Below are 14,917 nucleotides of genomic sequence, written 5' to 3'. Positions count from 1 at the left end.
ACTGCGATGAATTTTCACCATATTGTCCTACATGAGCTTATCCTGGCGATTATTGTCGTCCTGATTCTGGTCCTTCTGCTGATTATTACGGTGCTGGGCTATAGCTTTTATAGTTATAGAATCTTGCACAATCGACACACCTGGAAACAGATCATTGAGTATAAGATTATGGAGACGATCGTGGGAAGTGATAGGAATGACGAACAAGACCGCGAGTTCAGCAAGCATTTAAAGGAGCCTTCATTTCGATTACTTTTTTTAGAGGTACTGGTAGATTCTGGCCGAAAATTTTCAGGAGCAGCCAAAAAAGCGATCAATAGATTATTTTATGATTTTAAATTGGAAGATGAAGCTTGGCGAAAGCTACGACAAAGGAAAGCCTATCTCGTGGCTGGCGGTATACAGGAACTGGCAGCGATGAATGTTGAGGCGGCAATACCGGAAATAAAAGCTAAACTGGATGATGATCGCGCCGCAGTTTATCAGGAAGCACAATATGCCATGGTGAGTTTTCAGGGCTATGAAGGTCTGGAATTTCTGGCACATTTTGATAAACCACTATCAGACTGGCAGCAATTACGCCTACTGTCTTCAATTCATCATATACCTGAACTTTCAGATGTGCAGGTTTACTCCTGGCTAAAGAGCAGCAATGATTCGGTCGTTATATTTACCTTACGCCTGATCCGTAAGTTTAGGCTGATGACATTTTATCCAGCGATCTATGCGTTACTTGATCATCTTGCGACGGCTGTCCGGGTGCAGGCGATACGGACAATGCAAGCCATTGAAAACAGTGCGACAATCGGACAGTTTATAACATGCTTCGATCAACAGCCAATTGAAGTTCAGCTTGAAATTTTAAAATCCATGAAGCTGGCCAGGAGCAAGGAAAGTGAGGAATTTTTGAAGGAACAGTTGCTGAATCATCCCAAGGTATCCATTAAAATCTTGGCGGCAGAGGTGCTCGTGGTTTTAGACGGAGGACAATATTTACGCGAAATTTCGCAAAAGGAAGATACTTACGACGAACTTATACAGATTATTAAACACGCTTTGCAAGAGAAAAAATGTTAGAATTTTCCCATATCGTCTATGAAATTGTAGTTTGGCTATTTTTGCTTTATTCTGCCGCCGTATTTATTATCTATACATGGATAGGTCTATATGCTTATGGAGCCGTATTTCGTTATAAACATAAAAATGCATTTACCGATTATGGTATTATTGCTACCAATCCCAATGCACCTACCTTCAGCCTGATTGCACCGGCCTACAATGAGGGCATGACCATTATCGAGAATGTACGCTCTTTGTTGTCCCTGTATTACCATAATTTGGAAATTATTATTGTGAATGATGGGAGCAAGGATGATTCCATGCAGAAATTGATTGTAGCTTATGAACTTGAGCCCACTTCATTTTTTGTGCAAGGAAATATCGAAACCAAGGAAATTAGGGGAATCTATAAAAGTAAAAATCCAGCCTTTAAAAAGCTTATTGTTGTCGATAAAGAGAATGGCGGTAAAGCGGATGCACTCAATGTTGGTGTCAATATTTCTGCTGGTGATTATATTGTCTGTATCGACGTAGATTGTATTTTGGAACAGGATGCGATCTTAAAATTGGCTAAGCCATTTTTGGAACAAACAGACAAACGCGTTATTGCCTGTGGTGGCGTAATACGTTTGGCCAATAATTGCAACGTCGTGAATGGATCTGTGACGGATGTCAATCTTCCGAAGTCTTGGTTAGGACGCACACAGGCTTTGGAATATATCCGTGCCTTTATTTTGGGTCGGATGGCTTGGTCCAGGGCTTCTGGGTTGATATTGATTTCCGGTGCATTTGGCGCTTTTGATCGTCAGATCGTTTTGGCTTGTGGTGGTTATGACAGAAATACGGTGGGTGAGGATATGGAACTTGTTGTTCGTATGCGGCGCTATATGGAAGAACAGAAACAAGCCTATGAAGTCGTTAATATTCCGGATCCCTTGTGCTGGACGGAAGTGCCGGAGTCAAAAGAGGTCTTGCGTAAACAGCGTAATCGTTGGATGAGAGGTACTATGGAGACGCTATGGAAACATCGCAAGCTGATGTTTAATCCCAGATATGGGCGTTTTGGTATGATCAGTATGCCCTATTGGTTTTTATTTGAGTTTTTGGGACCTATCGTCGAGTTTACGGGGTACATCGTTTTTGTGGTCTTTTTTCTTTTAGGAATTATTAATTGGCCCTTCTTCTTCGCCTTATTTGCGCTGGTCATCGCTTCTGGAATTTTATATTCGATCTATGCCATTTTAGTTGATCTCGTTAGCCACCAGGTTTATACAAAGAAACGAGATCTCTCCACCTTAATTACAACCGCGGTTCTTGAACCGCTATACTTTCACCCCATTGTTGTTAAAGCCGGTGTACGGGGCGTGGTTGATTACTTTCGCAAGCAACATGGCTGGGGCGAAATGACCAGACAGGGCTTTCAGCAAAAAGAGGCGAATGAATCTTTGTGGAAGTACATGGGCAAGCGATTAAATGCAGCATTGCAGGGAATAGGTCCTACCATGCTGGTTTTCTTTGTACTATATATATTGTCCGTTGGGGTAGAATGGTGGTGGTATGGCCGACGTTTTGCCCAGCTTGCTGAGTCAGGGGCTGGGAAATACCTACTTGGGGACAACCTGCTTTTTGCCTTTCAGGTGTTGGGTTGTGTGGGGATTGGGTATTTATTGCTTCAGTTTTTAAGTAGCTTCTGGGCCCGGACCCTGTTGGTGCTCTCGTTTTCAGCTATTGTTGTCATCCAATTTATCCTGTTTTTGTATTTCGGAGAATCAAGAAACCTGCTCGGTGCCGACATGTTTTATTACAGTTCCGATGAGATGAAGCAGATTTTGGAAGCCAGCGGCATGTTGAATTTTACAAATATCGCTTTGCTTTTAGTATTGGTTGTGATTGCCTGGGTACCCCTTTGGATGGCCAATAAGCAGACTTTTAAAAAAGCTTATGCAGGTATTGCATGCTTGTCTTTGGGCTTGGTGTCCTGTTTTATTTCTTCGGCTTCGATTTTTGGAAGTACTCCGGTAAAAGACGAATTCGTTGCCAATGCAAGCCGCAGCAAATGGCGGTATTTTTTTGAATCCAATTTGTCAGATTATGTGGAGGAACATCCCGGAATGTTGGCCGCCCTGTATCAAGATGGTGGGGATCCAAAGGAGCTGGACAGTAAATTTCCTTTTCTAAAAGCTGAAGATACGAAAGATTTTCTGGGAGCTTATTTAAAGAAGACGACAAAGGCGCCGAATTTGGTCATTCTTGTGATTGAAGGTTTAGGACATGCCTATAGTTCAGAAAATGGCTATATTGGCAGTTTTACACCATTTATAGGCACCTTGAAAAAACAATCCTTGTATTGGGATAATAATATGAGTTCTTCCGGACGGACATTTTCCGTATTGCCTACATTAACTGGCTCGTTGCCTTTCGCCATGCATGGTTTCCTCGAGCAGGATACATTGCCGGATCACTTTAACCTGTTCAATATTCTGAAGCACAATGGTTTCAATACGGGGTTTTTCTATGGTGGTCATTCGAATTTCGATTTCATGAAAAAATTCATGGACTATAATCAAATCGATAGGCTCATTGACCAGGATGCTTTTGGTCCACCGTATAAAAAGCTACCGGAAAAAGGAGGCGAAAGTTGGGGATATGAAGATCAGGCCGTGTTTAGTAAATTGCTTGAAGTACAGAAAGTGCAGGAGAATCCTTATTTCCACGTCCTACTGACACTGTCAACACACAATCCCTTTTTGATTAATAACACAGCGCATTATGAGCGGTTATTTGATCAGCGAATTGCATCCATCGAACTGTCACCGACACAAAAAAAGTGGGCCCTGGAAAACCGAACTCAGCTTGTTTCGGTCTTAAATTTGGATGATGCAATGGAACAATTTTTTAAGGAATATAAAAAAAGACCGGATTTTGCGAATACCATTTTTATTATCACAGGAGACCACGCCATGCCGGAGATTCCTTTGCAAAGCAAGATCGACCGTTATCATGTGCCACTATTGATTTATTCGCCGCTTTTAAAAGAACCTAAGACCTTTCACAATTTCGTGAGCCATTTTGACGTAGCTCCTTCATTATTGGCTTATTACAGGGAAAATTTTGCCATAAAAACTCCCCGTCAAGTAACATGGATCGGTCAGGGACTTGATAAAGGTGCGTCAGCAAAGGGAGAGGGTATTGCGATGATGCAGAGCAAAAATCAATTGATCGATTTTGTGCGCGGTAATTATCACCTATCTGAAGGACAATTATATAAATTGGATGGAACCCTTGATGAGGATATTGCTTCGGATGGTGCAAAAGAAGAATTGTCCAAGCGCTTTGAATTGTTTAAGCGCAAGAACAAACTATTTTATACCCAAAAACGATTGCTACCCGACAGTGTTTATGCTAATTATTTTGGTTCTTTGAAGAAAGACTAAAATTTGCGGATATAACCAAGGATGATATCCAGTTGGTTTCCTTTTTCTTTTGGTCGGAATTCTTGGTTATAATAGGTGCCCGAGATCGAAAATAGGTTACTTTGTCTGACCGAAAAATTGTACTCAGCACCTACTTTGAATGTCTTTAATTTGTATGGAGCGTTGTCCAATAGATTATTTCGGTTTTCCTCGGGACTCAAACCTGTCCCGGCACTAAATCCGAAGTAATCGTTAGCACCTTTTGTATAGTAACGCACTGTTCCGGTATAAGATTGGGAAATATTCTCTTCGCCGGGAGTGAGGTATGTTCTCAGATTGAACCAGAAATTTTGGTAATACTTTCCGACAGAAGCCGTATACATCCAGATATTGTCGCTGAAATAGAGCTGTCGGTATCCGATTTCTCCTTCAAAACTGTTTGGTAGGTTGGCGTATAAGGATACACCGGTGCGGTATTTGGCAAATATGCCGACATTATTGGAGTAACCTGCACCAACATAGAGATAGAATAGCTTGGATAGGCGTGGGTAAGCTTCCATTTCAAACTGTACACCGTTCTCGGCAAATTTATTTGCATAATTTGTTCTAAAGATCACGGACCCGATGGGAGTAGCACGTTTATAGCTCAAGCCAACGATGTGCCAGTTATTGTCAAACTGTTTGTCAAAATAGACGAAATTATAAGTTAGGCCAATGGCGTTTTTAGCAGTATATTCCTCAATGTTTTTGGCCAAAGACCGCGCTTCCGCATTTTTCGGGTCGATCTTGAGGAGTTGGTGGACAGCACTTTCGGCGATCTCGTAGCGGTTGGCGCTATAGTTGATCTTGGCTTTTAACAAAAGCAGATCCTGTGATTGCGGATGAAAACCTAGCCCTTTGTCGGTCAGTTGGCTGGCTTTCTCAGCTTGGTCGTTCCAGTACTCCAGCGCTGCATAGGCTAAAAAGAAGTCTTCATCTTTTGTGCCTTTTAGGTCCAGCTCATTAAAGAGTGTCCGGGCGGAATCAATCTTGTCCGACCAAGTGTAAAGGCGTCCGAGGAAGATGCTGATGTCTGTATAATCCGGTGCCTGCAGAAGTGCCTGTTTTGATAATTGAATGGCCTGCGGATAATCTTTTGAATCAAAGGCTACCTTACGCGCTTTGGCAAAGAGATCATCAGCAGTGATTTTTGTCTCTTGGGCAGTTGAAAATAAAGGTAATAAAGCGAGTGATAGTAATGGATAGATTACTTTTTTCATTCCAGATTGTATAGTTGACATTTTAGCTTGCTAATATATAACTAAAATTAGGAAATATTGTTTGCCAATGCTTGTTTTAAATGAATTTTCATGATAAATGAGGAGCTCCCCGCAGAGGGGAGAGCTCGTTATTTCATATGTTAGAAAGAAAGCTTCGAAAAGCGCCAATGCAGCGTATCTACAAGGGTCAATTGATTAGCGTCTACAGGCAGCCCGACGGCCATTTTGAGTACCTGCATGGCCATCATACTCCCTATTATTCCGGGTAATGGACCCAGCACACCATTTTTATCACAGTTGGGTACCTGTTCAGGGGGCGGGACTGTGGGAAACAGGTCGAGCAGATGTTTACTGCCCTGATAATTAAATACGGCCAATTGTCCTTCAAATCCATGTATACTTCCATAGACTAAAGGCTTGTGAAGCTTTAGACAGGTATCATTGAGCAGGTAACGCGTTTTAAAGTTGTCGCAGCAATCCACAATGATATCATAGGGCCGAAGAATTTCTGCTGCATTGTCAATATCAATTTTAACCTGTATGGGCCGGAAATCAATTGTACTGTTGTGCTGTTGCATAAAGTCAACGGCGCTGCTGGTTTTGGTTTTATGGAGCTGCTTTTCGCCGTGGATCACCTGCCTATTGAGGTTATGTAGTTCTACCCGGTCAAAATCTGCCAGAGCAAGCACACCTATGCCAGCAGCTGCCAGATATTGCAATACAGGACTCCCCAGTCCGCCGGCTCCAACAATCAGTACTTTGGCATTCATGATTTTTCGCTGTCCTGAGACACCAATTTCTTCGATAAAGATTTGTCGGCTATAGCGTTCGAAAATAAGATCCTCTTTCATCTACTTAGCGAATTAGTCCTGAATAAGTACTTTCCCAATCTTTCATCACGGGTGCGTATCCCTTTTTTCGGATTTGATTTTTTATGGTTTCCATATCCCGCTCGTCACTGACCTCAAATTGCTCCAGGGCTTGCGGATCAACAACATACCCACCGGGGTTTGTTTTGGAAGCTGCACTCATTGTTGTTACCCCAATAGGAATGATATGATCCCTAAAGCTTTCATTTTCCCGGGTAGAAATGGAAATCTCTAGATTTTCATTCCATAATCGGTAAGCACAGATCAATTGCAGCAGATGCTTATCCGAAAGATGAAAATTGGGAGCAACGGAACCTGCTGCTGGCCGCAGCCGCGGAAAGGAAATGGAGTACCGGGTCTGCCAGTAGTTTTTTTGCAAATAGGCGATGTGAGCCGCGGTAAAGAAGCTGTCCACACGCCAATCCTCCAACCCGAGTAACACCCCCAATCCAATTTTATGAATGCCTGCCTGCCCGATGCGGTCCGGAGTGTCCAAACGGTAATCAAAATTCGATTTCTTACCTTTGGGATGGTATTTTCTATATACTTCCCGATGATAGGTCTCCTGATAGACTAAAACAGCATATACTCCTGCAGTCTGTAATAATTGATATTCCGCCAGTTCAAGAGGTTGTACCTCGATGGATATTTGGGCGAAATGAGGCTTAAGCAGCTCAATCGCCCGAAGGAAATAGTTAATTTCCACGGTCTTATTTGCTTCACCGCTGACCAGTAGTACATGGTTGACGCCCATGGATTTGAGTGCCATCGCTTCCAGCAACAATTCAGTGTTGTTCAATGTTTTGCGCCGAATCTTGTTGTCCATGCTAAAACCGCAGTAAGTACAGATATTCTGACACTCATTGCTGAGGTAAAGGGGGGCGTAGAGTTGGATAGTCTTGCCAAAGCGTCGTTGTGTGATCTGCTGTGCCTTGACTGCCATTTGCTCCAGATAAGGTGTGGCGGCCGGTGAAATTAGGGCGAGAAAATCGTTGAGCGTCAAATTATCCCGGTCAAGTGCATGGCGGACATCCCGATCCGAGGTCCCATAAATCTTCGTTTGGACATCTTTCCAGCGATATTGCGCGAGTAGCTCTTTAAAATCAGTCATGGTGTTGGATCAATCAAATAAAAATGATGTTAGCGGACTAGAACTGACTGCCTGCGAAGTAATGGGACCCAATCCCGCCTCATAAGCCTTGCGCCCGGCGCTGACTGCTTGCTTAAATGCCGCAGCCATCTGTACCGGATTATTGGAAATGGCAATTGCCGTATTGACCAGTACAGCATCCGCACCGATTTCCATCGCTTTAGCGGCATCCGAGGGAGCCCCAATGCCTGCGTCAACGACTACGGGGACATTGCTTTCCTCGATAATGATTTCCAGAAAGTCCAAGGTACGCAGCCCTTTGTTGCTACCGATCGGTGCGCCCAGGGGCATGACAACGGCAGTACCTGCATTTTCCAGACGTTTACAGAGTACAGGGTCTGCATGAATATAAGGCATGACGACAAAGCCCAGTTTTGCGAGCTCCTCTGTCGCACGTAAAGTTTCAATCGGGTCAGGTAGCAGATAACGGGGGTCGGGATGGATTTCCAGTTTTACCCAGTTTGTTTCCAGCGCTTCCCTGGCCAGTTGGGCCGCTAAAACTGCTTCCGCTGCTGTCCTGGCACCCGAAGTATTGGGGAGTAAGTCTATTTTTGTTAGGTCTAGTGCAGCCGTCAATTCGTCTTGTACAGCGAGCTGATCGATCCGTTTTAATGCAACGGTAACGAGCTGTGAACTAGAGGCATTAACAGCCGCGCTCATCTCATCTAGATTGCCGAATTTGCCCGTTCCCATAAATAATCTGGATTCAAAGCTGCGATTGGCTATGTGTAATGTGCTCATGGTAAAAGATTTTTAATGGATGAAATAATATTTGGTGTCTGGGTGATCAGTCCTGATACCGCTATCCCATAAACTCCTGTCTCTGTTAAACGTTGGATATCTTCGATGCTGCTGATCCCACCGATAGCGAAGATCGGAACAGGAGCAAGTTCCTGTCGGCGGATTTCCCGGATGATATGTTCATATCCGGCAATGCCCAACAGTGGACTGAGCTTTTGTTTTGTATAAGTATGTTTATATGGGCCGAGTCCGATGTAATCACATTTTTCGGCTATCCGCTGTTGCACATCTTGCAGGCTATTTGCTGTCCCGCCAATAATTTTTGTCGCTCCCAACAACTGGCGAGCCTCAGCTATACCGCAATCCGTTAAGCCAAGGTGTACACCATCAACATCTAGCTCCTTGGCAAGCTGCAGATGATCATTGATGATGCATTTGGCTTCAAAGTGCTGGCAAACCTGTAGCATTTGCTGCGCGAGCAGCGAGAATGAAGCTTTATCCGCTTGTTTCCACCGGATCTGAATCCATGTGGCACCTGCATCCAAAGCTTTTAAGATGTTATTCTTTTGGTCTGTCAGTGTCAGTCCCTGGGAGATATATTGTAGTTTTTCGAGCATAGCTGTTTGCATGTGATAAAATGTTGAATAGGGTCGGGGGCCTGCCACAGGGCACCCAATAAAGCGATCCCGTCTGCTCCTGCCCGGAGGGGGAGCAGGCCATTTGCGGCTGTTATCCCGCCAAGGCCAATTAAGCCGACATCAAAATTGGACCTTAGCGGCAGCTGATCCAATAAGGCATCGTCCCGGCCATAGCCTATTTTTGAGATACTTGGAAATAAGGGACTTAAAAAGGCATATTTCCAGCGTGTGTCCAAGGTATTGAACTGACTGATATGATGGACCGAAGTCGAACAGATGCTCCCGAAATGATGATGCCGGTCGAACAGCCCGCTTTGCCGATGATGTTCATTGAAGTGAATTCTGCTGATTTGAAGTGCATCTGATAGCTGCGGATGGGAGTGGAGAACCAGTCGATCGTGGTATGCGGCATCTATAGATGCCGCATACCGGTACATTTGCTCATCTGTGAAATGATATTTTCGCAGATGGAGGAGATCCAGCCCCTGTGCAAAGAGATGATGTATGATATCCAATTCTGAAGTAACTTCCTCCGCTGCTGTCAACGCAATGATCATAAGTAGATTTCCTTTCCTTGGGCGATGAATTCCTGCGATTTTTCCAACATACCCTGTGCGGCAGTATCCCGGATTTCCTGTGTAATTTTCATGGAGCAGAATTTCGGCCCGCACATTGAGCAGAAATGGGCTACTTTGGCAGCATCAGCGGGCAGTGTTTCGTCGTGATATTCACGGGCGGTATCCGGATCAAGAGATAGGTTGAACTGATCCTCCCATCGGAATTCAAATCTGGCCTTACTCAGGACGTTGTCGCGGTACTGCGCCCCAGGATGCCCTTTGGCCAGATCTGCTGCATGGGCTGCCAGTTTGTAAGTGATGACGCCATCTTTCACATCCTTTTTATTTGGGAGCCCAAGGTGCTCTTTTGGTGTTACATAACAGAGCATGGCACAGCCGTACCAGCCGATCATTGCCGCGCCAATAGCCGAGGTAATGTGGTCATATCCCGGTGCAATATCAGTGGTCAGTGGGCCCAAGGTGTAAAATGGCGCCTCGTCGCAACATTCCAGCTGCTTTTCCATGTTCTCTTTGATCAGCTGCATAGGAACGTGGCCCGGCCCCTCGATCATCACCTGTACATCATGTTTCCAGGCGATCTTTGTCAACTCACCCAGGGTTTCGAGTTCAGCAAATTGGGCAGCATCATTGGCATCTGCAATGGCACCCGGACGCAAGCCATCGCCAAGCGAAAAAGCAACATCATACTGCTTCATGATCTGGCAGATCTCTTCAAAATGAGTATAAAGAAAGTTTTCCTGATGATGAAAAAGACACCATTTGGCCATAATGGATCCACCTCTTGACACGATACCGGTTACGCGCCTTGCCGTTAAATGAATGTAGCGCAGTAGGACACCGGCATGGATGGTGAAATAAGATACACCCTGTTCGGCCTGTTCAATCAGCGTATCCCGAAATATCTCCCAGGTGAGATCTTCGGCAACACCTTTCACTTTTTCGAGTGCCTGATAGATCGGGACAGTGCCTATTGGCACAGGTGAGTTGCGGATAATCCATTCACGGGTTTCGTGGATATTTTTTCCTGTAGACAGATCCATGATGGTATCGGCACCCCAGCGGCAGGCCCAGACTGCTTTTTCTACCTCTTCTTCAATGCTGGAACTGACCGCACTATTGCCGATGTTGGCGTTGATTTTTACCAGAAAATTACGGCCGATAATCATCGGCTCGCTTTCAGGATGATTGATGTTGTTCGGAATAATTGCTCTGCCGGCAGCGATTTCCTCCCGGACAAACTCCGGCGTAATATATTTTCCGGCAGTTCGGGCGCCAAAGTTCTCGCCAGGATGCTGGTGATCCATACCGGGGGTGCTGTCAGCCAGTTGTGCTATCCGTTGGTTTTCGCGGATGGCAACATATTCCATCTCTGGCGTAATGATACCTTTTCTGGCATAGTGTAATTGCGTCACATTTTTTCCCTGCGCCGCAACCTTGGGTTTATGGCTGTAGGCAAAACGAAGTTCGTCCAGTGTTGTATCCGCCAGACGCTCCTGACCGTAAGTCGAGCTGATGCCCTCCAGCTGTTCCACATCCTTGCGGTCCAGGATCCATTGGTCCCGAAGGCGGGGGAGTCCGTTGCGGATGTCAATCTCCTGCGTCCCGTCTGTGTAGGGACCTGAGGTATCGTATAGGGTGATGGGCGGATTCACTTCGATCTGGCCATTGCTCAATTTGGTAGGGCTTAACGAAATTTGGCGCATGGCTACTTGGATAGGATAAAGTGTTCCGGGGACAAAGACCTTGGTCGAATTTGGAAAAGCGGTCTGTGTGATTTTTTCTGATGTCATGTGCATGGGGAATTAGGTATATTGAATTGAATATGTTCCATTGGGGGTTAACCACCTTGTGTAGCGGTAATAAGCAGGATTTGGTCGTTGGATTGCAGCTGGGTTTTGGACCAGTCGTCTTTGGGAATAACCTGATTGTTGAGTGCTACAGCGACACCTTGTGTTTTACCGGAAAGTTCAACCTGTAAAAGATCGGCTAAAGAGTTGGGTGCTGGGTCGAAAAATCGGATTTGATGATTGATTGTAAGTTCCATTCCTTTTTATTTTTTTGGTAAAACTTTAGGAATGGCCACAACAAGATACAGTAATGTATCCGGAAGACAGCTTACTTTTCCCTACGCCAGTATGATCTGGATCAGGTTATAAGGGTAAAATCTCAGCCTGCAAATGCAGACACCCCTAAAGTCGGAACTAATATAGGACTATTTTGATGAAAAATCCAAAACATCGCCGTTAATTTTAAATACTTCGCAACAGGACAGTACAGTTTAGTATGTTGAAAATAATTAATATATTCGTTTTTGGATCAACTAAAACAATTTAACACTTCTTGTTGTTTTGCTGAATTTACCCATGATCGCTCAGGATGTAAATTCAATTCAATTTTGGGAAAAGCAAGAGACAACATGTATAAACCAACTATGCGGAAGACTTTACTGATGACAATGTTGTGCATGAGCACAGTCCTGTATGCACAGCAGCGAAAAGAATGTGTACCCATTGCGCTCAACTGTGAGCATCTCCAAAACCCACTGGGTGTAGATAAGCCAGATCCCCGTCTGAGCTGGCAGCTGGACGATAAACGGCCGGGAGCAAAGCAATCGGCTTATCAAATTATGGTAGATACAGATTCAATGGCATTGGTGAAAAATAAATCTAGTAGCTGGAATAGTGGAAAGCAGTTAAATTCCGACATGCTGATCCACTACAAGGGGCGGGCATTGAAACCGCAGACAAAGTATTTTTGGAAAGTCCTTGCCTGGGATAAAAATGGACAGCCAGGTATGTCTTCCATTGCCTCATTCGAAACCGGAATGATGGGGATGGAGCACTGGAAGGGAAAATGGATAAGCGATAATCACGATATTCACGAACAGCCTGCACCTTATTTCAGAAGAGCTTTTAAAGCTGCCAAACCGATCAAGTCGGCCCGTGCTTACATTGCTGTGGCGGGACTTTATGAACTTTCCGTAAATGGCAAGAAAATCGGCGATCACAGGCTGGATCCGATGTATACCCGATTTGATAAACGTACTCTATATGTGGTGGAAGACGTAACCCGGCAACTTCAGCAGGGAGACAATGTCCTCGCCGTGGTCTTGGGAAATGGCTGGTATAATCATCAGCCTCTGGCGGTATGGGATTTTGACAAAGCGCCCTGGCGTGACCGCCCGACATTTTGTTTGGATCTGCGCATTGTCTATCAGGATGGCAGTGAGGAAACAGTAAGCTCGGATCAAAGCTGGAAAACCGCTGCAGGACCTATCCGCTACAACAATATCTATACGGGCGAACATTATGATGCCCGTCTGGAGATGCCGGGATGGGATATGCCGACCTTTGACGATAAACATTGGCATACTGTTCAGTATCGGAACCCGCCTTCCACAAACATTGTCTCACAACAGACGGTTCCCATACGCCTGGTTAGATCGTATGAACCGAAATCAATGAAAAAGATCAATGATAGTACCTATGTCTTTGATATGGGACAGAATATGGCTGGCCTGACAAAGATCAAGATGAAAGGGAAAGTCGGAACTGTGGTCAAGATCAAACACGGTGAACGATTGCATGCAAATGGACGCCTGGACCAGTCCAATATTGATGTTTATTATCGTGGGAATAAAGAACTGGAGCCCTTTCAAACGGATATTCTGACGCTGAGCGGTAAAAAAGAGGATGAATTTATGGCGAAATTTGGCTATAAAGGTTTCCGCTATGTCGAAGTGAGCAGCAGTGAACCGGTAGTGTTGGACAAGTCGGCCGTTACGGCTTATTTTATGCATAGCGATGTGCGTCCAATTGGCCAGTTGGAAACCTCATCCTCCTTAATAAACGGGTTATGGGAAGCAACCAATAATGCCTATTTATCCAATTTGATGGGGTATCCCACGGACTGTCCACAGCGGGAGAAAAATGGCTGGACCGGGGATGGTCACCTCGCTATTGAAACAGCTTATTATAATTTTGACGGCATCACAGTTTATGAGAAATGGATGGCCGATCATCGGGACGAGCAACAGGAAAACGGTGTGTTGCCGGATATCATTCCAACAGGCGGCTGGGGTTACGGTACGGCAAATGGCTTGGACTGGACAAGTACCATTGCTATTATTCCATGGCAGACCTATCTGTTTTACGGTGATGCAAGCCTATTAGCGGAATGTTATGACAATATCAAACGTTATGTGGATTACGTGGACGGAATCAGTCCCACTGGACTGACCACCTTCGGTCGGGGGGATTGGGTACCGGTCAAATCGCAGTCTAATCTTGAACTTACCTCATCGGTGTACTTTTACGTCGATGCAACGATATTGGCTTCCGCGGCAAAGATGTTTGGAAAAACAGCTGACCAGCAGAAATATGAACGATTAAGTCAGAAGATTAAAGATGCCATCAATGCTAAATTTTTGGATACTGCAAAGGGGATTTACAGTACGGGAACACAGACCGAGCTAAGTGTACCTTTATATTGGGGCGTTGTACCAGAAGCGATGAAAGCCAAAGTCGCTTCCAATCTAAATAGCAAGGTAGAGGAGACCAATTTTCATCTGGATGTCGGTGTCTTGGGGGCAAAAGCACTCCTGAATGCATTGAAGGATAATGGCTATGAAGAAACGGCCTATAAAGTTGCTGTACAGGATACCTATCCTTCCTGGGGATGGTGGATTGTCAATGGGGCGACTACTTTGCTCGAGAACTGGGATCTGAACGCCACGCGGGATATCTCTGATAATCACATGATGTTTGGTGAAATCGGAGGCTGGTTTTTCAAATCCATCGGCGGCATTCTGCCAGACCCAACACAGGCTGGTTTTAAACATGTGCTATTAAAACCCATTTTCCCGAAGGAACTCAAGGAGTCTTCGATTTCTTATCAGTCTCCGTATGGTAATATCGTATCTAGTTGGAAAGTAAAGGGAAACAAAGTTGAATATACTGTGGAGATACCGGCAAATGCCACGGCAACGTTTTATCCACCTGAGAATATCCGCAATAGCAAGCCAGTCCAATTGGAAGCAGGGAAATATCAAATGGATCTGGAATTGAAATAATTGGTCTGGATCCGCTTTCAGTTTGCCTATTGGCAGATATAATAGGCACTTGATACAAAGAAAGGGGGAGAGCTCAGGGAAATAAGATATATAAATTTACGATTGTGCTTAGGGGAATGGTTAATAAACGCCGAGTTTT

11 protein-coding genes and 1 riboswitch are annotated in these 14,917 nt (G+C 44.8%); of the genes, 3 read left to right on the top strand and 8 right to left on the bottom strand.

All coding sequences use genetic code 11. The annotated features are described in order from the left end of the window. Positions 1-6 precede the first annotated feature (6 nt). Both HMAT_RS08760 and HMAT_RS08755 read left to right on the top strand, forming a co-directional pair. Positions 7-1,077, top strand: a complete 1,071-nt coding sequence (locus HMAT_RS08760; protein WP_104382348.1) for a hypothetical protein — start codon at positions 7-9, stop codon at positions 1,075-1,077. Continuing rightward, entirely contained in the window at positions 1,071-4,493 is a 3,423-nt protein-coding gene (locus tag HMAT_RS08755) for a sulfatase-like hydrolase/transferase (protein WP_104382347.1), read from the top strand. Before HMAT_RS08760 ends, HMAT_RS08755 begins: the two co-directional genes overlap by 7 nt. Here the strand turns inward: HMAT_RS08755 and HMAT_RS08750 are convergent. The 8 genes from HMAT_RS08750 to thiS form a co-directional block, all read right to left on the bottom strand. Beyond that, a complete protein-coding gene (locus HMAT_RS08750) occupies positions 4,490-5,731 on the bottom strand; it encodes a YaiO family outer membrane beta-barrel protein (RefSeq protein WP_104383354.1) in 1,242 nt (413 codons plus the stop codon). The genes HMAT_RS08755 and HMAT_RS08750 overlap by 4 nt on opposite strands. Before the next feature lie 140 nt (positions 5,732-5,871). Then, on the bottom strand, positions 5,872-6,582 hold the full coding sequence (locus HMAT_RS08745) for a HesA/MoeB/ThiF family protein (protein ID WP_104382346.1): 711 nt from the start codon (positions 6,580-6,582) through the stop codon (positions 5,872-5,874). A 4-nt stretch (positions 6,583-6,586) separates the two neighbouring features. Beyond that, complete coding sequence (gene thiH, locus HMAT_RS08740; protein ID WP_104382345.1) at positions 6,587-7,711, bottom strand: 2-iminoacetate synthase ThiH; 1,125 nt, start codon at positions 7,709-7,711, stop codon at positions 6,587-6,589. A 9-nt stretch (positions 7,712-7,720) separates the two neighbouring features. Next, on the bottom strand, positions 7,721-8,491 hold the full coding sequence (locus tag HMAT_RS08735) for a thiazole synthase (protein ID WP_104382344.1): 771 nt from the start codon (positions 8,489-8,491) through the stop codon (positions 7,721-7,723). Beyond that, on the bottom strand, positions 8,488-9,120 hold the full coding sequence (thiE, locus tag HMAT_RS08730) for a thiamine phosphate synthase (protein WP_233789155.1): 633 nt from the start codon (positions 9,118-9,120) through the stop codon (positions 8,488-8,490). The genes HMAT_RS08735 and thiE overlap by 4 nt, the downstream gene beginning before the upstream one ends. Next, positions 9,072-9,686, bottom strand: a complete 615-nt coding sequence (locus tag HMAT_RS08725) for a thiamine phosphate synthase (RefSeq protein ID WP_104382342.1) — start codon at positions 9,684-9,686, stop codon at positions 9,072-9,074. Before HMAT_RS08725 ends, thiE begins: the two co-directional genes overlap by 49 nt. Further along, complete coding sequence (gene thiC / locus HMAT_RS08720) at positions 9,683-11,497, bottom strand: phosphomethylpyrimidine synthase ThiC (protein ID WP_104382341.1); 1,815 nt, start codon at positions 11,495-11,497, stop codon at positions 9,683-9,685. The genes HMAT_RS08725 and thiC overlap by 4 nt, the downstream gene beginning before the upstream one ends. Before the next feature lie 47 nt (positions 11,498-11,544). Further along, complete coding sequence (gene thiS, locus HMAT_RS08715; RefSeq protein ID WP_199768572.1) at positions 11,545-11,751, bottom strand: sulfur carrier protein ThiS; 207 nt, start codon at positions 11,749-11,751, stop codon at positions 11,545-11,547. A 61-nt stretch (positions 11,752-11,812) separates the two neighbouring features. After that, positions 11,813-11,908, bottom strand: a riboswitch (TPP riboswitch). Between the two features lie 230 nt (positions 11,909-12,138). Between thiS and HMAT_RS08710 the strand changes: the two genes are divergently transcribed. After that, a complete protein-coding gene (locus HMAT_RS08710; protein WP_104382340.1) occupies positions 12,139-14,778 on the top strand; it encodes an alpha-L-rhamnosidase in 2,640 nt (879 codons plus the stop codon). The last annotated feature ends 139 nt before the right edge of the window (positions 14,779-14,917 follow it).

The organism is Sphingobacterium sp. HMA12 (genome assembly GCF_002933815.1).
Lineage (GTDB): Bacteria > Bacteroidota > Bacteroidia > Sphingobacteriales > Sphingobacteriaceae > Sphingobacterium.
This window is presented reverse-complemented; position numbering and strand designations above follow the sequence as displayed.